The 21303-nt window shown below is 72.9% G+C and carries 18 protein-coding genes; 2 read left to right on the top strand and 16 right to left on the bottom strand.

The window, feature by feature from the left end; genetic code table 11:
- Nucleotides 1-187: 187 nt before the first annotated feature.
- The 16 genes from BLU95_RS27795 to rsmH all read right to left on the bottom strand — a co-directional run bounded on the left by BLU95_RS27795 (nt 188) and on the right by rsmH (nt 18907).
- Nucleotides 188-1537 carry a DivIVA domain-containing protein gene (locus BLU95_RS27795; RefSeq protein WP_093862370.1) on the bottom strand — a complete coding sequence of 450 codons (1350 nt, stop codon included), beginning with the start codon at nt 1535-1537 and terminating at the stop codon, nt 188-190.
- Nucleotides 1538-1596: 59 nt separating this feature from the next.
- A complete protein-coding gene (locus BLU95_RS27790) occupies nt 1597-1878 on the bottom strand; it encodes a YggT family protein (RefSeq protein ID WP_030391443.1) in 282 nt (93 codons plus the stop codon).
- Nucleotides 1879-1971: 93 nt separating this feature from the next.
- Nucleotides 1972-2574: a cell division protein SepF gene (locus tag BLU95_RS27785; protein WP_030391444.1), complete on the bottom strand. Its 603-nt coding sequence runs from the start codon at nt 2572-2574 to the stop codon at nt 1972-1974.
- A gap of 227 nt (nt 2575-2801) precedes the next feature.
- Nucleotides 2802-3608 carry a YggS family pyridoxal phosphate-dependent enzyme gene (locus BLU95_RS27780; protein WP_093862369.1) on the bottom strand — a complete coding sequence of 269 codons (807 nt, stop codon included), beginning with the start codon at nt 3606-3608 and terminating at the stop codon, nt 2802-2804.
- Entirely contained in the window at nt 3608-4339 is a 732-nt protein-coding gene (gene pgeF, locus BLU95_RS27775; protein ID WP_173862143.1) for a peptidoglycan editing factor PgeF, read from the bottom strand. Before pgeF ends, BLU95_RS27780 begins: the two co-directional genes overlap by 1 nt.
- The gene (gene ftsZ / locus BLU95_RS27770; protein WP_093862368.1) at nt 4336-5565 is read right to left on the bottom strand and encodes a cell division protein FtsZ; all 1230 of its coding nucleotides are present in this window, start codon (nt 5563-5565) and stop codon (nt 4336-4338) included. The genes pgeF and ftsZ overlap by 4 nt, the downstream gene beginning before the upstream one ends.
- 408 nt (nt 5566-5973) lie before the next feature.
- Nucleotides 5974-6750 carry a cell division protein FtsQ/DivIB gene (locus BLU95_RS27765; protein WP_093862367.1) on the bottom strand — a complete coding sequence of 259 codons (777 nt, stop codon included), beginning with the start codon at nt 6748-6750 and terminating at the stop codon, nt 5974-5976.
- Nucleotides 6743-7849, bottom strand: coding sequence for an undecaprenyldiphospho-muramoylpentapeptide beta-N-acetylglucosaminyltransferase (gene murG, locus BLU95_RS27760; RefSeq protein WP_053648156.1), 1107 nt, complete (start codon nt 7847-7849; stop codon nt 6743-6745). The genes BLU95_RS27765 and murG overlap by 8 nt, the downstream gene beginning before the upstream one ends.
- Nucleotides 7850-7855: 6 nt before the next feature.
- Nucleotides 7856-9199 carry a putative lipid II flippase FtsW gene (gene ftsW / locus BLU95_RS27755; RefSeq protein ID WP_093862366.1) on the bottom strand — a complete coding sequence of 448 codons (1344 nt, stop codon included), beginning with the start codon at nt 9197-9199 and terminating at the stop codon, nt 7856-7858.
- 106 nt (nt 9200-9305) lie between these two features.
- Nucleotides 9306-10778 carry a UDP-N-acetylmuramoyl-L-alanine--D-glutamate ligase gene (gene murD, locus BLU95_RS27750; RefSeq protein WP_093862365.1) on the bottom strand — a complete coding sequence of 491 codons (1473 nt, stop codon included), beginning with the start codon at nt 10776-10778 and terminating at the stop codon, nt 9306-9308.
- Complete coding sequence (mraY, locus tag BLU95_RS27745) at nt 10775-11836, bottom strand: phospho-N-acetylmuramoyl-pentapeptide-transferase (RefSeq protein ID WP_030391452.1); 1062 nt, start codon at nt 11834-11836, stop codon at nt 10775-10777. Before mraY ends, murD begins: the two co-directional genes overlap by 4 nt.
- On the bottom strand, nt 11836-13236 hold the full coding sequence (locus BLU95_RS27740; RefSeq protein WP_093862364.1) for a UDP-N-acetylmuramoyl-tripeptide--D-alanyl-D-alanine ligase: 1401 nt from the start codon (nt 13234-13236) through the stop codon (nt 11836-11838). Before BLU95_RS27740 ends, mraY begins: the two co-directional genes overlap by 1 nt.
- Nucleotides 13233-14894, bottom strand: coding sequence for a UDP-N-acetylmuramoyl-L-alanyl-D-glutamate--2,6-diaminopimelate ligase (locus BLU95_RS27735; RefSeq protein ID WP_093862363.1), 1662 nt, complete (start codon nt 14892-14894; stop codon nt 13233-13235). The genes BLU95_RS27740 and BLU95_RS27735 overlap by 4 nt, the downstream gene beginning before the upstream one ends.
- 6 nt (nt 14895-14900) lie before the next feature.
- Nucleotides 14901-17276 carry a peptidoglycan D,D-transpeptidase FtsI family protein gene (locus BLU95_RS27730; protein ID WP_093862362.1) on the bottom strand — a complete coding sequence of 792 codons (2376 nt, stop codon included), beginning with the start codon at nt 17274-17276 and terminating at the stop codon, nt 14901-14903.
- Nucleotides 17273-17887, bottom strand: coding sequence for a cell division protein FtsL (gene ftsL / locus BLU95_RS43395; RefSeq protein ID WP_197698625.1), 615 nt, complete (start codon nt 17885-17887; stop codon nt 17273-17275). The genes BLU95_RS27730 and ftsL overlap by 4 nt, the downstream gene beginning before the upstream one ends.
- A gap of 45 nt (nt 17888-17932) precedes the next feature.
- Nucleotides 17933-18907: a 16S rRNA (cytosine(1402)-N(4))-methyltransferase RsmH gene (gene rsmH / locus BLU95_RS27720; RefSeq protein WP_093862361.1), complete on the bottom strand. Its 975-nt coding sequence runs from the start codon at nt 18905-18907 to the stop codon at nt 17933-17935.
- A gap of 506 nt (nt 18908-19413) precedes the next feature.
- Here rsmH and BLU95_RS27715 point away from each other — a divergent pair.
- Entirely contained in the window at nt 19414-19956 is a 543-nt protein-coding gene (locus tag BLU95_RS27715; protein WP_093862360.1) for a beta-class carbonic anhydrase, read from the top strand.
- Between the two features lie 359 nt (nt 19957-20315).
- On the top strand, nt 20316-21302 hold the full coding sequence (locus BLU95_RS27710; RefSeq protein WP_400742832.1) for an AAA family ATPase: 987 nt from the start codon (nt 20316-20318) through the stop codon (nt 21300-21302).
- The last annotated feature ends 1 nt before the right edge of the window (nt 21303 follow it).

Genomic DNA, 21303 nt, shown 5'->3' with positions numbered 1-21303 from the left:
ACCGGGCGGCGGCGGCTCCGCCGTTCCCCCTCCCGCCAGGAAGGCCCCCCACGGGAGGCGGCCCTGCCCGACCCCGCCCGCACGAAGGGCGGCCCCGCGCACCCATGGACGGCTCCGCGCACACGAAAGCGCCCCCTCCCCGACCCCGAAGGGTCGAGCAGGGGGCGCCCGTGCCGACGGCTACCGCTTAGTTGTCGCCGTCCTCGTCGATCAGGAAGCCCCGCATCGGAGCCGGCGCCTGCTGCATCGGCTGCGGCGGCTGCGGACGGACGGCCGCCATCGGCTGGGTCATCCCGGCCGGCTGCATCTGCGGCGCACCCGAGTTGCCCGCGGCCGACGGCCCGCCGAAGCTCGGCGCACCGTTCCCGCCGAAGGCGCTCTGCCCGCCGAAGGACGGCTGGCCGCCGAACGACTGCTGGCCACCACCGAAGCTCGGCGCCGGGCTCATCGCGCCGGCACCGGCCGGAGCCATCGACGACGCGGCCGGCGGCAGCGAAGCGGTGGCCGGGATCCGCGGCGGCGCGAGCGAGTCGTCCGCCTGCGACTCCAGCTGACGGAGCTGGGTCTCCAGGTAGGACTTCAGGCGCGTCCGGTACTCACGCTCGAACGCCCGCAGGTCCTCGACCTTGCGCTCCAGCGTGGCGCGGGCGGACTCCAGGGAGCCCATCGCGACGCGGTGCTTCTCCTGCGCGTCCCGCTCCAGCGCGTCGGCCTTGGCGCGGGCGTCCCGCTCCAGGCCCTCGGCGCGGCTGCGCGCCTCGCCGACGATCTTGTTGGCCTCGGAACGGGCCTCGGAGATCGCCTGGTCCGCGGTCTGCTGGGCGAGCGCCAGCACCCGCGCGGCGCTGTCGCCACCGGGGTTCTGCTGCTGCTGCATCGGGGCGCCCATCGGGCCGCCCATCTGCTGCGGGCCGCCCATGGGGCCGCCCATCTGCTGCATCTGCTGCTGGCCCATGCCCTGGCCCATCGGGTTGCCCATGCCCTGCGGGCCGCCGGGGCCGCCCATCGGCTGGAGCATCTGACCGCCCATCGGCTGGACCAGCTGCTGCTGGCCGCCCATGGTCTGGCCCATCTGCTGCTGGCCCATCTGCTGCTGCTGGCCGGGGCCGCCCATCGGGCCGCCCTGACCTGCAGGCAGCTGCGGGGCGCCGGACGGCAGGCCGAGCGGCTGGTTGCCCATCTGCTGCTGCGGACCGGGGCCCATCTGCTGCTGCTGCGGACCGCCCGGGCCCATCTGCTGCTGCGGACCGGGGCCGCCCTGCTGGCCGGGGACCGGCGGGCCGGATATGGCGGCCGGCACCGGGGCGCCGGGGCGCGCGTCCTGCGGCGGCTCCTTGCGCATGTTGGCCTGGTTCTGCGCGGCGGCACGGGTCGCTGCGGCCAGCTTGGCGCGCAGGTCCTCGTTCTCGCGGAGGAGACGGGTCAGCTCCGCCTCGACCTCGTCGAGGAAGGCATCGACCTCGTCCTCGTCATAGCCTTCGCGCAGGCGGACGGTCGTGAACTGCTTGTTCCGAACGTCCTCGGGGGTCAATGGCATCTCTTCACCTCAACGTGATCGTCGGCACACCGGCATCCTGTCGCATCGCTCACCTACGACTAGGGCCGCACAAGCGAGATCAGGACATACACAATGATCATCAGTACGAAGAAGGACAGGTCGAGCGCCACGCCCCCGAGACGCAACGGCGGAATGAACCGCCGCAGAAGCTTGAGCGGCGGATCCGTGACAGTGTACGTGGCCTCCAGGACCAGGACCATGGCCTTGCCGGGCCGCCACGAACGCGCGAACTGGAAGACCCAGTCCATCACCAGCCGCACGAGCAGGAACACCAGGAAGACGGTCAGTGCGTAATAGAGCACCTCCCACACGATCTCCATCGCGCTTCCCTCTCCCCGGTTGTCGGCCCTTGGGCCGCTCGCCTTGTCGCTGACTCACTGTCGATCAGATCCACACGTAAAGTCGTGGTCGGGTCAGCTCTGGTTGAAGAACCCACCCTCGGCGATCCGAGCCTTGTCCTCCGCCGTGACATCGACGTTAGCAGGCGACAGGAGGAACACCTTCTGCGTCACGCGCTCGATACTGCCGTGCAGACCGAAGACGAGTCCAGCGGCGAAGTCTACGAGCCGCTTGGCATCCGTGTCGTCCATCTCGGTCAGATTCATGATCACAGGAGTCCCGCCACGGAACTGTTCCCCGATGGTACGGGCCTCGTTGTAGGTCCTCGGGTGCAGCGTGGTGATGCGGTAGGGCTCTCGTTCGTTCACTACCTTGGGCATGATCACCGGGGCGCTCTTCTCCAGGTTGTGGCGGCGTTCGGGTGTGATGGACGACACTGGTGCCATCCTCGGGGTCTCCTGGCGGATCGGGACCGCGGCCGGCACCGGCTGCGGGGTGATGGAGGAGACCGGCGCGGGTGCCGGGGAGGCCGGCCGCGGAATGTCCTCGGTCCGTCCGGTCCGGATCGGCTCGGGGTCCGCGTCGTAGTCGTCGTCGGGGTCGTACCCCTGGCCGTCGTACGTCTCGTCCTCCACGAGGCCGAGGTAGACCGCCATCTTGCGCATTGCGCCGGCCATGCTCCTGTCTCCTCCGCTTGTGGTGGACCGACTCCGTCCCGACGGCCGGGCCGAACGGCCCCGTCCGCGGATTCCGCGGTCCGCCCACGACGCTTCGTCAGGCCGACGGCCAATCAGAGTTCGTGGATGAGGGCCGCGGAGCTGCGATCCACGGTTGGCTAGCGCTCCGATAAGCTGCTAGCTTCTGTCCTATTTTGTCCTGCAGTCTGATCTACTACCCGGTGACGTTACCTGAGGGGTGACCGCACTCCGAGTACCGCCGTTCCGACGCGCACATGTGTCGCTCCGGCGGCAATGGCCTGCTCCAGGTCGCCGCTCATCCCTGCCGAGACCATGGTGGCAGCCGGATGGGCCGCCCGTACGGCGGTTGCGATTTCCGCCAGCCGATCGAAGGCCGCCGCCGGATCGCCGGCCAGCGGACCCGCGAGCGGAGCGACCGTCATCACACCGTCCATGCGCAGTCCGGGCGTGTCGGCGATCGCGTCGGCCAGCGCGAGCACGTCCGCCGGGGCGACCCCGGCACGGTGCTCGCCCTCGCCGGCCTCCTTGTCCAGGGCCACCTGCACCAGGCAGCCCAGGTCGGCGCGTCCGGCCTTGACGACCGCCGCGCCGAGCGACTCCACCAGCCGCGCCCGGTCCACCGAGTGCACGTGGTCGGCGTACCGGACCACCGAGCGGACCTTGTTGGTCTGCAGCTGGCCGACGAAGTGCCAGTCAAGAGGAAGGTTTCTGCACTGCTCCGCCTTGGGTGCGGCGTCCTGGTCGCGGTTCTCCGCGACATCGGTGACGCCCAGCCCGGCCAGCAGCGCGGTGTCCTCGGCGGGGTAGGTCTTGGTGACCACGATCAGCCGGACCTCGTCGCGGGCCCGCCCGGCGGCGGCGCAGGCGTCGGCGATCCGCCGCTCGACGACCTCCAGGTTGGTACCGAGTTCCTCGTACCGGGCCCGTTGGCCCTCCGTCAGCGCGTCCAGCCAGGACTTGTCCGGGAATCGGGCGGAATCGCCCGGGAACGGTCCGTAGATGTCATTCGTCATCAGTGTGAAGAGCCCAACCAGACGTAGCTCGCGAGCCGGCCCGTGCGCTGCTCGCGCCGATAGGAGTAGTGGTCGGCCGATTCGAGGGTGCAGACCGGTGACAGCACCGGCCCGGTGACACCCGCGGCGGCCAGCTGGGCCGCGACTCCCGCCGGCACGTCCAGAGCCGGGGTCCCCCAGGAGGTCACCGCGTGTGCCGCGGGCACCCGCCCGGCGACCTCGGCCCGCAGCTGCGCGGGCACCTCGTAGCAGCGGCCGCAGACGGCGGGTCCGGTGGCGGCGGCGATCCGCGCGGGCTCGGCGCCGAGCGCCACCATCGCCCGGACCACGGCCGGCACCACACCGGCCGCGAGACCGGGCCGTCCGGCGTGGGCCGCGCCGACCACCCCCGCGACCGGGTCCGCCAGCAGCACCGGGGTGCAGTCCGCGGTCAGCACGGCCAGCGCCAGCGGCCGGTCGGTGACCACCGCGTCGACCGTGGGGGCCTCCCCCGCCGGCTGCCGCTCCGTCACCACGGCCACGTCCGCCCCGTGCACCTGGTTCATCCACACCACGTCGGCCTGGTCGAGGCCGAGCTCGCGGGCCGCGATCGCCCGGTTCTCCAGGACGGCCGCCGGGTCGTCCCCCACCGCGCCGCCGAGGTTCAGCTCCCCGTACGGCGAAGTGCTCACCCCGCCCCACCGACTGGTGAAGGCGAAGTGAGCACCGTCGCGGACCGCGTGGTCGATCACTTAAGGAAGTCCGGCACGTCGAGTTCCTCGGCCGGGCTCTCCACGAACGGCTGCCGGGCCGGCTGCACCTGCGGCGGCACCGGGGCGGCCGTGGTGGTGGCCGGCGACTCGGCCGGACGGGAGGAGGAGGCGCTGTCGCCCTCGGAGCGGGAGGTGACCGAGCCGATGCCGCCGTACGCGGGCCGGCCGGCCGGACGCTCCGGGGTGCCCGAGGAGGCCGGCGGGTTGGCCGGGGCCGCGCTCGCCTTGACCACCGGCTCGCGGACGATCGCCGGCGGCTGGCCGCCGTCGAAGCCCGCCGCGATGACGGTGACCCGGACCTCGTCGCCCAGGGCGTCGTCGATGACGGCACCGAAGATGATGTTGGCCTCGGGGTGGGCCGCCTCGCTGACCAGCTGGGCGGACTCGTTGATCTCGAACAGGCCGAGGTCGGAGCCGCCGGAGATGGACAGCAGCACACCGCGGGCGCCGTCGATCGAGGCCTCCAGCAGCGGAGAGGAGATCGCCATCACGGCGGCCGCCTTGGCGCGGTCCTCGCCGCGGGCCGAGCCGATGCCCATGAGCGCCGAACCGGCGTCCGACATGACCGACTTGACGTCGGCGAAGTCGAGGTTGATCAGACCCGGCGTGGTGATCAGGTCGGTGATCCCCTGGACACCGGAGAGCAGCACCTGGTCGGCGGAGCGGAACGCGTCCAGCACGCTGACCTGGCGGTCCGAGATGGACAGCAGCCGGTCGTTGGGGATGACGATGAGGGTGTCGACCTCTTCGCGCAGCGAGGCGATGCCGTCCTCGGCCTGGTTGGCGCGCCGCCGGCCCTCGAAGGTGAACGGACGGGTGACCACGCCGATGGTCAGCGCGCCCAGCGAGCGGGCGATGTTGGCGACCACCGGCGCGCCGCCCGTGCCGGTGCCGCCGCCCTCGCCGGCGGTGACGAAGACCATGTCGGCCCCCTTGAGGACCTCCTCGATCTCCTCGCGGTGGTCCTCGGCGGCCTTCCGGCCGACCTCGGGGTTGGCGCCGGCGCCGAGGCCCCGGGTGAGTTCACGGCCCACATCGAGCTTGACGTCGGCGTCGCTCATGAGGAGGGCCTGCGCATCGGTGTTGATCGCGATGAACTCGACGCCCTTGAGACCGACCTCGATCATCCGGTTGATGGCGTTGACACCACCGCCGCCGATACCGACGACCTTGATGACTGCGAGGTAGTTCTGCGGTGCTGCCACGTCGAAGGCCTCTCGCCTCGAATTTCCAGGTCGGCCCGAATGCCCGATCAGGGCCGGACCGACGGATGTCGATGGGTAGGGAGCCTGGTTCCTGACGTAATGTCCGAAATGCCGACCGCCGACCCCAACCCTAAACTTGACCTTTAGGGTTAGTGCTGTGCCTCTGTCACATCACCAGGGAACACAGTCTGGTGAGACAGGACACTAGGTGGCTCCGGCCACGTGTTTCAACGAACACGCCGAGCTTCCCTTTTTCTTTTGAGCCTATGTGATCATCGACCGGCGGATGACACCGGGGTGACCACCAAGGGTCGGGCCGCCACGAAGCCGCGTCAACCCCGCCCGCAGCCCGCCGCCGTCCTCCGGCGGCACGCTCCACGCGCACCCTTGCGCACAGAACCTACCGGATCATCCGGACACCGCAGGCGCGTCCGGAGCGCTCACATCGAAGTTCGTACCCTTCTGACGCAGCAGCGCCACCAGCACCCGGGCTTTGCGATCCGTCTGCTCGGGACTCCCCCAGCGCACCGTCGCACCCCCGGCCAACTGCAGCTGGATGTCGTCGAACGAGTGCACCAGAACGGCCCCGGCCCGCTGCCGGACCTCCTCCGGCAGCCCGGCCGCCACCGCCACCGCGCCCTCCACCAGCTGGTTCCGGCCGATCACCGACTCGGTGTCGAGAGCCTGCTGGCTGAGCCTCAGCTCCACCACCGGCACCCCGGACGGGGCGGCCGGCTCGGTGGCGAAGCTCACTCCGGCCGCGTCGACCTGGGTGAAGCGGCCGTCCTCGCCCTTCACCGCGGCGACCGCCGTGCGCTGGGTGACCTTCACCCGAAGGGTGTTCGGCCAGCCCCGCCAGACCTCCGCCCCGGCCACCCGGGGGATCGCCTCCACCCGCGCGCGGGCGTCGTCGAGGTCCACCCGGGCCAGCGGCCCCGAACCGACGCCGCCGATCGCCGTCCTGACCTCGTCGGCCGTCAGCCGCTCGTCCTGGAGGCCCTGCACCGCGACGGAGCGCACCTCCAGCACCGAGGAGAAGAAGACCAGCCAGGACAGCAGCCCCAGCAGCAGCGCGACCAGGGCGCCCAGCACCACCGCGCCCCGGCGGGAGAGCCGGAGCCGGGGAGCGTGCTCCCCGGCCTCGAACTCCTCGTCCAGGGGGTCGGCGAGCCGGGCGTCAGCCACGACGGCGGCCGCCCCGGGCGGCCTCGATGGCCTCGTAGACCATGCCGACGAGCAGCTCGTCGGCGTCCCGGCGGCCGAACTCGGCGGCCGACCGGCTCATGTCCCACAGCCGCTGCGGGTCCGTCAGGACCGGCAGCACGTTCTGCAGCACCCAGTCCGGGGTGAGCTCGGCGTCGTCGACCAGCAGGCCGCCGCCGGCCTTCACCATCGGCTGGGCGTTCAGCCGCTGCTCGCCGTTGCCGATCGGCAGCGGCACGAACGCGGCCGGCAGGCCGACCGCGGCCAGCTCGGCCACCGTCATGGCGCCGGCCCGGCAGAGCATCATGTCGGCCGCCGCGTAGGCGAGGTCCATCCGGTCCAGGTACGGCACCGCGCGGTACGGCGGCATCCCCGGGATGTCGTCCACCTGGGGCAGCTCGTTCTTGGGGCCGACCGCGTGCAGGATCTGCACCCCGTACTGCTGGAGCCGGGGGGCGATCGCGGTGATCGTCTCGTTCAGCCGGCGGGCGCCCTGCGAGCCGCCGGTGACCAGCAGGGTGGGCAGCCGCTGGTCGAGGCCGAAGTAGTGCCGCGCCTCCGGGCGGGCCGCGTTCCGGTCCAGGGTCGCGATGGTCCGGCGCAGCGGGATGCCGATGTAGCGGGAGTCGCGCAGCTTGCTGTCCGGCGTGGAGACGGCGACGAAGTCGCTGTACCGGGCGCCGATCTTGTTGGCCAGGCCGGGCCGGGCGTTGGCCTCGTGCACCACGATCGGCACCCCGGCCCGCTTGGCGGCCAGATAGGCGGGCATCGCGACGTAGCCGCCGAAGCCGACCACGGCGTCCGCGTTCACCCGCTCGATGATCTCCTGGGCGGCCCGGACGGTGCCGCGCAGCCGGCCCGGTACGGTGATCAGCTCGGGGGTGGGCTTGCGGGGCAGCGGGACGGCCGGGATCAGCTCCAGCTGGTAGCCGCGCTCGGGGACCAACCGGGTCTCCAGGCCGCGCTCGGTGCCGAGGGCGGTGATCCCGACGGACGGGTCGTGCCTGCGGAGGGCGTCCGCGAGGGCCATGGCCGGCTCGATGTGACCGGCGGTCCCCCCGCCGGCGAGTACGACATGCACCGAAATTCACCGCTCCCTGCGTGCCGGTCCTGGGACCGGGCGCGCTGTGGTTCGTCGTCGTGGCAGCACCCGGGCCAGCTGCTTCCTGATCCGGGAGTTCTTGCTCCGGGCGGCCAGGGCCGCCTTCGCGCCCGAGCTGCTGCGTGCCAGGCAGAGCAGCACCCCGATCGCGGACATGGCCGACAGCATGGCGGAACCGCCGTAGGAGAACAGCGGGAGCGGGACGCCCGCGATGGGCAGCAGTCCCAGCGCCGACCCCAGGTTGATCACGGCCTGAGCCATGATCCAGGTGGTGGCGGCCCCCGCGGCGTACCTGACGAAGGGATCCCTCGTACCGATGGCCACACGGATACCCGCGTAGCCTAGTGCCGCGAAGAGACCGATCACCGACAGCGTCCCCACCAGACCCATTTCCTCACCGGTGGTGGCGAAGATGAAGTCGGTGTGCGCCTCCGGGAGCTGGCCCCATTTCTCGACGCCGGCGCCGAGTCCGGAGCCGACCAGGCCCCCGAGGCCGAACGAGTAGACGCCGTGCAGGGCCTGGAAGCAGGCGCCGGCCGGGTCGAGCTTGGTCACCCCGATGCAGGACAGCCGCTCGGCCCGGTGCGGGACGGTGACGACCAGCGCGGTGCAGACCACCACGGCCACCCCGAGGGTGGCGACGAACAGCCGCATCGGTGCCCCGACCATCCAGAGCAGTCCGAACAGCATGGCCACCAGGATCATCGTGGTGCCCATGTCGCCGCCGAGCATGATCAGCACGATCAGCAGCAGGGTGCCGGGCACCAGCGGGATCAGCAGGTGCTTCCACTCGCCGAGGGTGCCGGTCTTCTGCTTGCGGGCCAGCAGGTCGGCGCCCCAGAGCACGAGGGCGAGCTTGGCGAACTCGGAGGGCTGGAACTGGAACACCCCGAAATCCAGCCAGTTCCGGTTGCCGTTGACCTCCATGCCGATGCCGGGGATCGCCACCAGCACCATGGCCCCGATCACGGCGAACATCACCGGGTAGACGATCACCCGCAGCACCGCCACCGGGACGAGGGCGAAGCCGAGCAGCAGCGCGAGGCCGAGCAGGACGGCGAGCAACTGCTTGTAGAAGTAGAACTGGGTCGAGCGGTGCTGGCCCAGCGCGAGGATCTGCGAGGCCGAGGAGACCATCATCAGACCGAGCACGACCAGCAGCAGCACCGTGCCGGCGATCAGCAGGTACGGCGTCAGCGGCCGGTCCAGGGCGTACCGCACCCGGGCCCGGAACGCCTGCAGCCGGGCCAGCGGACCGGCCGACTTGTAGGCGGTGGTGGTGGCCGAGATCACCCGCAGCGGCTCGGCCGGGCCGCCCTTCTCCGGCATGCCCGAACCACCCGCCCTGCCGCTCCCGGCCACAACGCTCCCCTTCTGTCGTGCCCCGTCGGCCTCCGGCGGGCGCGGCGACCGCGGCCGGAGGCCGTCCGCCGCGCTACCGGTCCCCGTCCGCCAGCTCCCGGACGGACGCGGCGAAGAGGTCTCCGCGCTCGCCGTAGTTGGTGAACATGTCCATCGAGGCACAGGCCGGGGCCAACAGCACCGTGTCACCCGTTCGGGCGAGCGAAGCGGCCGCGCGGACCACCTCGGTCATCGCCACCGCGCCAGTCTGGCCCTCGGCCGCCTCGATCACCGGGACATCCGGCGCGTGTCGCGCCAGCGCCTCCCGGATCAGCGCGCGGTCCTCGCCGATCAGCACGGCGGCCCGCAGCCGCTCGGCCGCGCCCCGGACCAGGTCGTCGAACTCCGCGCCCTTGGCCAGGCCGCCGGCGATCCAGACCACCGGCCGGTACGCGGCCAGCGAGGCCGCGGCGGCGTGGGTGTTGGTCGCCTTGGAGTCGTCGATCCAGGTGACGCCGTCGACCACCGCGACCTCGGCGATCCGGTGCGCGTCGGGGCGGAAGGCCCGCAGGCCCTCGCGGACCGCCTTCGGCTCCACCCCGTAGGCGCGGGCCAGCGCGGCGGCGGCCAGCGCGTTGCTGATGTTGTGCGGGGCCGGCGGGCTGACGTCCTCGACCGAGCCGAGCTCGGCCGCGTTCTTGGCCCGGTCGGACACGAACGCCCGGTCCACCAGCAGGCCGTCGACCACGCCGAGGTTCGACAGGCCGGGCGCGCCGAGGCCGAAGCCGATCGCCCGGCAGCCCTCCTCGACGTCGGCCTCGCGGACCAGCGCCTCGGTGGCCGGGTCGGCCAGGTTGTACACGCAGGCGACGGTGTTGCCCTGGTAGATCCGGCCCTTGTCGGCGGCGTACGCCTCCATCGAGCCGTGCCAGTCCAGGTGGTCCGGGGCCAGGTTGAGCACGGCCGCCGAGTGCGGGCGCAGCGAGGACGCCCAGTGCAGCTGGTAGCTGGAGAGCTCGACGGCGAGCACGTCGTACGGCTCCTCGGCGAGCACCGCGTCCAGCACCGAGACGCCGACGTTGCCGACGGCGGCGGTGCGCCGGCCGGCGGCGGTCAGGATCGAGGCCAGCATCTGGACCGTGGTGGTCTTGCCGTTGGTGCCGGTGACGGCCAGCCAGGGAGCCGGCTCGCCGGTGGCGGGGTGCGGCCTGCGCAGCCGCCAGGCCAGCTCGACGTCGCCCCAGATGTCGACGCCGGCCCGGCCGGCGGCCGCGAACAGCGGGCTGCTCGGCGGCCAGCCGGGCGAGGTGACGACGAGGCGGGTGCCCTCGGGCAGGGTGTCGCCGTCGCCGAGGCGGACGGTGACGCCGAGCGCCTCGAGCTCGGCCGCGCGGGCCTTCAGGCCCGCGCCGGAGCCGCCGTCGACGACCGTGACCAGCGCGCCGAGACCGTGCAGGACCCGGGCGGCGCTGATGCCGGAGACGCCGAGACCGGCGACGGTGACCGGCAGGCCGGACCAGTCCGGCAGGTCGGTGTCCGGGGCCCCGGACAGGTCGGCGTCGGTCATCCGGTCACCCATCCCGCGTAGAAGAGGCCGAGGCCGACGGCCACGCACAGGCCCTGGATGATCCAGAACCGGACCACGACCAGGACCTCGCTCCAGCCCTTGAGTTCGAAGTGGTGCTGCAACGGGGCCATCTTGAACACGCGCTTGCCGGTCATCCGGAACGAGCCGACCTGGATGATCACCGAGAGGGTGATGATCACGAAGAGGCCGCCCAGCAGGACGAGCAGGATCTCGGTGCGCGAGCAGATCGCCAGACCGGCCAGCGCGCCGCCGAGGGCCAGCGAGCCGGTGTCGCCCATGAAGATCTTGGCGGGCGAGGTGTTCCACCAGAGGAAGCCGAAGCAGGAGCCCATCAGGGCGGCGGCGACCACCGCGAGGTCCAGCGGGTCGCGGACGTCGTAGCAGTTGGCGGTGGCCGAGGAGACGTAGGCGCAGCTCTGGCCGTACTCCCAGACGCCGATGAAGGTGTAGGCGCCGAAGGCCATCACCGAGGCGCCGGTGGCCAGACCGTCCAGACCGTCCGTCAGGTTGACGCCGTTGGAGGTCGCGGCGATCAGGAAGTACGCGAAGATGACGAACAGGACCGGGCCGACGGCCCACTCGAAGTCCCGGACGAAGGAGAGGTGCTCCGAGGCCGGGGTACGGCCGGCGTTGTCGGGGAACTGCAGGGCCAGCACCGCGAAGGCCAGACCGACGATCGACTGGCCGGCCAGCTTGGCCTTGGCCCGCAGGCCGAGGGAACGGCGCTTGACGACCTTGATGTAGTCGTCGAGGAAGCCGACCAGGCCCAGACCGGTCGTCAGGAACAGCACCAGCAGGCCGGAGGCGGTCGGGCTCTCGCGCGTTATCGCCTTGGTGGCGAAGTAGGCGATCAGGGTCGCCAGGATGAACGCGATGCCGCCCATGGTGGGCGTGCCCTTTTTGCTGTGGTGCGCCTTGGGGCCGTCGTCACGGATGTACTGGCCGTAGCCCTGCCGGGCGAGCAGCTTGATCAGCGCGGGGGTGCCGGCCAGCGACAGGATCAGGCCGATCATGCCGGAGAAGAGGATCTGCTTCATTACTCGGCCGCACCGTCCGCGAGGAGGGCCTCGGCCACCTTCTCCAGCCCCACCGAACGGGACGCCTTCACCAGCACCACATCCCCCGGCCGCAGCTGACTGCGCAGCAGTTCGACCGCCGCGTCCGCGTCGGACACCAGCACCGACTCCTCACCCCACGAACCTTCGTTCCTCGCGCCCAGTTCCATGCAGGCCGCCTCGCGTCCGCCGACCGCCACCAGCTTGGTGACGTCCAGCCGGACGGCGAGCCGCCCGATGGCGTCGTGCTCGGCCAGGCTGTCCTCGCCGAGCTCCCGCATCTCGCCGAGCACCGCCCAGGTGCGACGGCGCTCCGGGCCGCGCCCCCCCATCGAGATCAGCGCCCGCAGCGCGGCCCGCATCGAGTCGGGGTTCGCGTTGTAGGCGTCGTTGACGACGGTGACACCATCGGCCCGGTCGACGACCTCCATGCGCCAGCGGGACAGCGCACCCGCCTCGCTCAGTGCTTCGGCGGTGTCGTCGACGGTCATCCCGAGCTCCGTCGCCACCGCTGCGGCGGCGAGGGCGTTCGAGACGTGGTGCTCACCGTACAGGCGCAGCTGCACGGGCGCGGAACCGGCCGGGGTGCTCAGCGTGAACGATGGACGTCCGGTGGAGTCGAGGCGAACATCCCGTGCCCGGACGTCGGCCTCGGCGGACTCGCCGAAGTACACCACCCGGGCCTTCGTCCGGGAGGCCATCGCGCGCACCAGGCGGTCGTCCGCGTTGAGGATCGCGACGCCGTCCGCGGGCAGCGCCTCGACCAGCTCGCCCTTGGCCTCGGCGATCGCCTCCTGGGAGCCGAACTCGCCGACGTGGGCCATGCCGACGTTGAGCACCAGGCCGATCCGGGGCGGGGTGATCGAGGTGAGGTACTCGATGTCGCCCTTGTGCCGGGCGCCCATCTCCAGCACCAGGTGCCGGGTGCCGTCCTCGACCCGCAGGGCGGTCATCGGGTGGCCGATCTCGTTGTTGAGCGAGCCCGGCGGGTAGACGGTGTCGCCCAGGCGCTGGAGCAGCTGGGCGATGAGGTCCTTGGTACTGGTCTTGCCGGCCGAGCCGGTCAGCGCGACCACGGCGGCGTCGGCGCGGCCGACCACGGCGCGGGCGAGCTTGCCCAGCGCGTCCACCACGCTGTCGACCAGGACGGTCGGGCCGCCGACCGGGCGGGAGGCCAGCACCGCGACGGCTCCGGCGGCGAGCGCCCGGTCCGCGTAGTCGTGGCCGTCCACGTTCTCGCCGACGAAGGCCGCGAAGAGCCCGCCGGGGCGGACCTTGCGGGAGTCGACCTCGACCGGGGCGGTCACCAGGGCGTCCGGGTCGGCGCCGGTCAGGGTTCCCCCGACTGCGGCGGCCACCTCGGCGAGGGTCAGTGCGATCACGGCTGGTCCACTCCTCGGGTGCCCTGGTTCTCCTGGCCGGCCGTGGTCCGCGCGATGGATTCGCGCAGCACCTCGCGGTCGTCGAAGGGGCGGATCTCGTCTCGTACGTACTGGCCGAGCTCGTGGCCCTTGCCGGCCACCAGCACGGTGTCGCCGGCCTGGGCCCGGGCGACGGCCAGCTCGATCGCCTCGGCGCGGTCCGGCACGACCAGGACGGCGCCGCGCTCGGCCTCGGGCACCGCGGCGGCACCGTTCAGCATGGTGGCGAGGATCGCCAGCGGGTCCTCGCTGCGGGGGTTGTCGCTGGTCAGGACCGCAGTGTCGGCGAGCCGGGCGGCGATGCCGCCCATCGGGGCACGCTTGTGCGGGTCGCGGTCGCCGCCGCAGCCGACCACCACGTGCAACCGGCCCTTGGTCACCTCGCGCAGCGAGCCGAGGACCGCCTCCAGGGCGTCCGGCTTGTGGGCGTAGTCGACCACCGCGACGTACGGCTGTCCGGCGTCCACCCGCTCCAGCCGGCCGGGCACCCCGGGGACGGCGGCGACGCCGGCGACGGCCGACTCCAGCGGGAGTCCGGCGGTGGCCAGCAGCACGATCGCGGCCAGCGCGTTGGCGACGTTGAAGGGGCCGGGCAGCGGGACCGCGGCGTCCGCCTCGACGCCGCCGGGGCCGAGCACCCGGAAGGTCGAGCCGACCGGGCCGAGCTGGACGTCCACCGCGCGCCAGTCCGCCTCCGGGGCGCCGGTGGCGGAGAAGGTGACGACCGGGATCTTCGCCTCGGCGGCGAGCCGGCGGCCGTAGGCGTCGTCCAGGTTGACCACGCCGGCGCGGGACTTGCCGGGCTGGAACAGCCGGGCCTTCGCCTGGAAGTAGTCCTCCATGTCCGGGTGGAAGTCGAGGTGCTCGGGGGTCAGGTTGTTGAACAGCGCGACGTCGTAGACCACGCCGTCGGTGCGGCCGTAGACCAGGGCGTGGCTGGAGACCTCCATGGTCACCGCGTCCGCGCCGCGCTCCCCCATCACGGCGAGGATCGCGTGCAGGTCGGTGGCCTCGGGGGTGGTGCGCTCGCTCTTGATCCGCTCGTCCCCGACCCGCATCTCCACGGTGCCGATCACCCCGGGGTGGCGCCCGGCGCCGCGCAGGCCGCCCTCGACCAGGTAGGAGGTGGTGGTCTTGCCGTTGGTGCCGGTGAGTCCGATCATCAGCAGCCGCTCGGAGGGGCGGTCGTAGACGGCCGCGGCGAGCTCGCCCATCCGGGCCCGGGGCCGGTCGACGACCAGCAGCGGCAGACCGGTGCCGGCCGCCAGCTCGGCTCCCGCCGGGTCGGTGAGCACCGCGACGGCGCCGGCTCCGGCGGCCTGTCCGGCGAAGGCCGCGCCGTGGTGGTTGGCCCCGGGGAACGCCACGTAGAGGTCGCCGGGGCGGACCTCGCGGGCGTTGTGGGTGACGCCGGTGACCTCGGGCCCCTCCACGGGGTCCAGGCCCAGCAGACGGGCGACCTCGGCGAGCGTCCGGGCACCGGTCCGCGCGGGGCGGGGCGGGCTCACGGTGTTTTGATCGGGTTTCGGCACGGCGGAGAGGCTATCCGCCGAAGGGTGTCCAGGGCCAAACCGGCCCTTTTGCGCACCGGCGGCCGCACCCGCCAGGTCGTTGTCCATGGTCGATCACGGCTTCCACTCGACGGGCAGGTTGGGCGCCTCGCTCCCGCTCGGCGGGACCTGGAGGGTCTTCAGGGTGAACTCCATCACCTGCTTGAACACCGGGCCGCACAGCTGGCCGCCGAAGTGGCCGTTGACCGGGTCCTGGATCACGCAGGAGACGGTGACCCGGGGCTGGTCGGCCGGCGCGAAGCCGATGAAGGAGGCGGTGTACCCGCGGTACCCGCCGTTCTTCGGGTCCACCCGGTTGGCGGTGCCGGTCTTGCCGGCGACCCGGTAGCCCGGGATCGCGGCCTTGCCGCCGGTGCCCTGCTCGTCGGAGACGACCGACTCCAGCATCTCGGTGAGGGTCTTCGCGGTCTGTTCGCTCACCACCCGCGACTGCGCGCCCGCCGGGGCCGGGGTGTACTTGCCGTCCGGCGCGGTGGTGCCCTGGACCACGCTGGGGGCCACCCGGACACCGCCGTTGGCGATGGTGGAGAACACCGAGGTCGCCTGGAGCGCGTTGACCGACAGGCCCTGGCCGAACGGGATGGTGTACTGCTTGGACGCCTTCCAGTCCTCCGGCTTGTCGAGCAGTCCGGCGGTCTCGCCGGGGAAGGCCAGACCGGTCTGCTGGCCGATGCCGAACTTCCGCAGGTAGTCGTAGAGGACCCGGTTGGCCTCGGGCTGGGTGGCGCCGAGGGTCTGGGCGGCCTCGATGGTGCCGATGTTGGAGGACTTGGCGAGCACGCCGGCGAGGGTCAGGTACCAGGTGTCGTGCTCGACGTCGTCCTTGAACGCCACGTCGCCGCGCACCAGCGGGTACGGCACGGTGACCTTGGTGTCCCAGGTGGCCTTGCCGGTGTCCAGCACCGCCGCCATGGTCATCAGCTTGGCGGTCGAGCCGGGCTCGTAGGCGTCCTGCAGTGCCGCGTTGCCGAGCTGCGAGTTCTTGGCCGTGCTCAGATCGTTCGGGTTGAATCCGGGCGAGGTCGCCATGGCCAGGACCTGGCCGTTCCTGACGTCCTGGACGATCACGTAGCCCTTCTCCGCCCCGGCGTTGGCGACCTGGTCGGTGATGGCCCGCTGGGCGGCCCACTGGATGTCCCGGTTGACGGTCAGCCGCAGGTCGGTGCCGGGTACGGCGGGCTCCAGCGAGCCGCCCGCGGTCGGCACCAGCCGGCCGCCGGCCTGGGCGTAGCTGCTGTGCCCCTCCTTGCCGGCCAGCTGCTTCTGGAACTGCTGCTCCAGCCCGCCGGCGCCCTCGCCCTCGGCGTTGACGAAGCCCACCAGGTTCGCGGCCAGCCCGTCGGAGGGGTAGACCCGCTTCTGGGTGTCCCGGTTGAAGACGCCGGCCAACGGGTTGACGCACTCGTTGTCGACCCGGGTCCGGCCGCCCTCGTCGGCGGGCTTGTTCAGCAGCCGCTTCTGGGCCTGGCAGGCACGCGAGCCGGCCTGCTTCTCCAGGCTGGACTTGAGGTCGGTGATCTGGTTCTTGACGTCCGGGGTCTGCTGGGCGGCGAGCCGCTTGTAGCGGGTCTTCGGGGTGCGCAGGTCGGCGGCGAGCTTCTCCTTGGGCAGGCCGAGGACCGGCGCCAGCAGCGCGGCGGCCTGCTCGGGGGCGTCGGGGAGGCCGGTCGCCTCGGGGGTGAACATCGCCGGGTCGGCGGTGATGTCGTAGGCGTCCACGGTGGTGGCCAGCGCGACGCCGTCGGAGGACGTTATCGAGCCGCGCTCGGCGGTGATCGGGATGTTCAGGTAGCGGTTGGTGTTGGCGTCGGAGGCCAGCGCGTCCGAGTCCAGCAGCTGGAGCTGGACCAGCCGCCCGGCGAAGACCGAGAACACCACCGACAGCACGACGGTGATCACCCGCAGCCGGCGGCGCGGGTCGGCCAGCCGGATCCCCCGGGACGCCGGACGGCGCTGCGGCGGGCGGCGGCGCGGCGGCGCACCGGCCGGCGGGCGCCCCTCCGCGCGGCGCTGCTGCGGGGGACGCACCCCGCGCACGGCCGGGCGGACCGTGGCGGCGGACGGCCGGCCGCCGCGCGCGGGGCGCCCCTGGGCGGACTGCGGACGGGGCTGACGGTTCCCGGCGGGCTGGTCCTTCGGCGACTGCCCGCGCGCGGCCCGGCCCCTGGCGGCGGACGGCTTCGGCGGCTGCGACCCGGCGGCCGCCGGCCTGGCCGGCTGCGACCTGGCCGGCTTCGGCGGCTTGGGCTCGGGCGGCTGGGGCTTCGCGGGCTGCGCCCCGGGGGGCGGCGGCTTGGGGCTGCGGGCCCGCCCGGCGGCCGGCGGCTTGGCGCCGGACTGTCCGCGCGGGGCACCCGAGCGCGGCGCGGCGCCCTTGATCGTCCGGCGCCCGCCGGCGCCGTCGCCGGAGGGCTGACGGGGCGTGCTCATCGGGCGCCACCCCCGCCCACGGCCGGGGCCGGCCCGGCCGGGCCGGGGTTGACCTGCACGGTGACGTCGCCACCGGTGCCCGGCCCGGCCGACGGCGCCGCGGTGGCGGCCGGCGCCGCCGGGGAGGGCTGGGCACTCGGCTGGGCGGTCGGCTGAGCCGTCGACCGGCCCGGCGCGGGCTGCTTCCCGGGCCACGGTTCCACGCTGGACCGTTTCACCGGCGGGCTGTCCTGGGCCGGCTTGGGCGTGCCGACCACCGCACCGCCGTTCGGCAGGTCGAGGAAGGCCATCCCGCCGGCCGGTACCATGCCCAGCTCGACGGCCCGGCGCGCCAGCGCGTCCGGCGCGGAGTTCTGGTCGATCTGGTGCTGGAGCCCCTGCTGTTCGTCGGTCAGCACGGTGGTCTGCCGGTTCAGCCGCGACAGCTCGAAGGAGCCCTCGTTGAGCGCGGTGTTCAGGGCGAGCAGCCCGAGCAGCCCCGCCCCGAGCAGCAGCACCACCAGCACCGCGAACGGCGTCCGCCCCCGTACCGACCGGCCCGGGCGCACGGTGATCCGCGCCCTGCCGCCCTGCCCGGGGAGCACCCGGCTCCCCGCCCCGCCTCCGGCCACCGGCCCCACCGTCTTCCTCCGCCCTTCGGACCGCCCCGGTTCCGGTCAGCCCCGGGTGCTTCGGTCCCTGATCCTCTCCGCCACCCGCAGCCGCACGGGTGCGGCACGCCGGTTCTCCTCGATCTCCTCCTCGGTGGCCTGCTCGGCACCGCGGGTGATCAGCTTGAGCCAGGGCTGGTGCTCCTCGGGGACGAACGGGAGCCCGGGCGGCGCGGTGCTGGTCGCACCGGCCGCGAGGTACTGCTTGACCAGGCGGTCCTCCAACGACTGGTAGGACATCACCACGATCCGTCCGCCGAGCGCCAGCACGTCCAGCGCCCCGGGGATCGCCCGGTCCAGCACCTCGAGCTCGCCGTTGACCTCGATCCGCAGCGCCTGGAACGTCCGCTTGGCCGGGTTGCCGCCGGTACGGCGGGTGGCGGCCGGGATGGCGTTGCGCACCAGATCGACCAGACGCGCGCTGTTGGTGAACGGTTCCTTCTCGCGCTCCCGGAGGACGACCGAGGCGATCTTCCCGGCGAACCGCTCCTCGCCGTACAGCTTGAGGATCCGGGCCAGCTGGCCGTGGCTGTAGGTGTTGAGCACCTCGGCGGCGCTGATCCCCCGGGTCTGGTCCATCCGCATGTCCAGCGGCGCGTCCTGCGCGTAGGCGAAGCCGCGGTCGGCCTCGTCCAGCTGCATCGAGGAGACACCGAGGTCGAACAGGATGCCGTCGGCCTTCGGGATGTCCAGGCGCTCCAGGACCTCGGGGATCTCGTCGTAGACCGCGTGCACCAGGGTGGCCCGGTCGCCGAAAGGGGCCAGCCGCTCGCCGGAGAGCTTCAGCGCGGCCGGGTCGCGGTCCACCGCGACCAGCCGGACGTCCGGGAACTGGGTGAGCAGTGCCTCGCTGTGTCCGCCGAGGCCGAGCGTGGCGTCCACCACGACCGCGCCGGGCCGGGAGATCGCCGGGGCCAGCGCGTCCATGCACCGCTGCAGCATCACCGGGACGTGCTTGGGACCCGGATCGTTGGTGCTCATGCGCTGTGGCGCCCTTCCTCGGTGCGGAAGCCGCCCGACGTCCGGGCAGCCCCGACCATTCTGTCCCACCGGGAGACGGAGCCGTCGCACGGGCCGGGCCGCGCGGCCCGTGGTCCCCGCCCGCTCCTGGGGAAGGCCGTGTCCGCCCGGCGCCGGGGAAGGTGCGCCAGGTGGTACGGGGAGCGGGTGGAGGCCGCGGGCCGCGTCGGTCGCGCACGGCCGGAAAGGCCCGGTTGACGGGCCTCGGCGGGTGTGCTCCACTGCGCCGCAACTCTATCGCGCGCGCCCCTCCAGTCAATGGTCCGCTCCGGCGCACCACCCGGGCGGCGGTACGGATCACCGCAGGTCGCGAGGGTGCTCGTGGCACGTGCCGGGTGCCCGGTCGCGACCGGACGGACGGCGGGCGCCCCGGCGGACGGCGTTGTCGACATGCCCTCGGTCACAGGCGTCCGCTCTGTAGCAATCGGCCCCACCACGACCGGGCAAATCGCACTAACGTCTTCACCATGACAGTGACACCCGACCGGCCCACGCCGACCGCCGCTGCCGATTCCGCCACCCCGGCCGTCATCGACCGCTTCGTCGCCGCCAACCGCGACTACGCGGTGACCTTCCGGGACGGCGGCATGGACGCCCGCCCCGTGCAGAAGATCGCCGTGGTGGCCTGCATGGACGCCCGCCTCGACCTGTTCGCCGCCCTCGGCCTCGAACTGGGCGACGCCCACGTCATCCGCAACGCGGGCGGCGTGGTCACGGACGACACCATCCGCTCCCTCACCATCAGTCAGCGCGCCCTCGGCACCCGCTCGGTCGCGCTGATCCACCACACCGGCTGCGGCCTGCTCGGCCTCACCGAGGACTTCCGGCGCGAGCTGGAGCTGGAGGTCGGCCAGCGCCCGCAGTGGGCGGTCGAGGCCTTCGTGGACCTCGACGGCGACGTCCGGCAGTCCATGCAGCGGGTCCGCACCTCCCCGTTCCTGCCGCACACCGACGACGTGCGCGGCTTCGTGTTCGACGTCCACACCGGTCTGCTGCGCGAGATCGACTGATCCCCCGCCCGGCCGGCCCGGCCGACGGTGTCCGGGCCGCCGGACACCCCGGTCCGGCGCCGGGGGAACGGGCGGGCGGCCCGCCCGGAGGCGGGCGGACGGCAACAGGGTGACTTCCTCCGCCGCGCAGGGGAGAATGCGCCTGCCGGTCTGACCCCGAACCACCTGGGGAGGCCTGCCGCAGGCCGTATCCCGGCACCGGCTCCCCCACGGAACCGCGACCGGGGACGCCGCGTCCAGCATGGGGTGGGGGCCGGGCTCGGACGGAGCCGGTCGTTGGTGTGCCAGGGAGCGTACGGGTGACGAGCTACAGCGATCAGGCCGGTCTCAACGGTCGTGCGGGAGGCGACCTGGAGGCGGTGGAACACCGCCCGATCGGTCTGCCGGAACTCGCCGCCGTCGTCGACCGGATCCGGGCCAACATCGAGAGCGTGATCGAGGGCAAGCCGGAGGCCGTCCGGATCGCCCTGACCGTCCTGCTCGCCGAGGGCCACCTGCTGCTGGAGGACGTGCCCGGCGTCGGCAAGACCATGCTGGCCAAGGCGCTCGCCCGCTCGGTCGACTGCACCGTGCGACGGATCCAGTTCACCCCGGACCTGCTGCCCTCGGACGTCACCGGCACCAACATCTTCGACCAGCAGCAGCGCGACTTCGAGTTCCGCCCCGGCGCGATCTTCGCCCAGATCGTGGTCGGCGACGAGATCAACCGCGCCTCGCCGAAGACCCAGTCCGCCCTGCTGGAGTCGATGGAGGAGCGCCAGGTCACCATCGACGGCACCAGCTACCAGCTGCCCTCGCCGTTCATGGTGGTCGCCACCCAGAACCCGGTCGAGATGGAGGGCACCTACCCCCTCCCGGAGGCCCAGCGGGACCGCTTCATGGCCCGGATCTCGATGGGGTACCCCAGCGCCGAGGCCGAGTTCGCCATGCTCGACGTGCACGCCGGCGCCAGCCCGCTGGACGACCTCCAGCCGGTCGCCCACGCCTCCGACATCCTCAAGCTGATCGACCTGGTCCGCACCGTGCACGTCGCCGACCCGGTCCGCCGCTACGCCGTCGACCTGGTCGCCGCCACCCGCACCAGCCACGAGCTGCGCCTCGGCGCCTCCCCCCGGGCCACCCTGCACCTGGTCCGGGCCGCCCGCGCCGCCGCCGCCCTGGACGGCCGCGACTACGTCACCCCGGACGACATCCAGCGCCTCGCCGTGCCGGTGCTCGCCCACCGGCTGATGCCGACCGCCGAGACCCAGCTCAGCCGCCGCACCTCGGAGCAGATCGTGACCGACCTGGTCGCCCGCCTCCCGCTGCCGCGCCCGCAGGGCGGCCCGGCCGTCCGGAGGGGCTGAG

The sequence above is a fragment of the Streptomyces sp. TLI_053 genome (assembly GCF_900105395.1).
GTDB lineage: Bacteria > Actinomycetota > Actinomycetes > Streptomycetales > Streptomycetaceae > Kitasatospora.
This window is presented reverse-complemented; position numbering and strand designations above follow the sequence as displayed.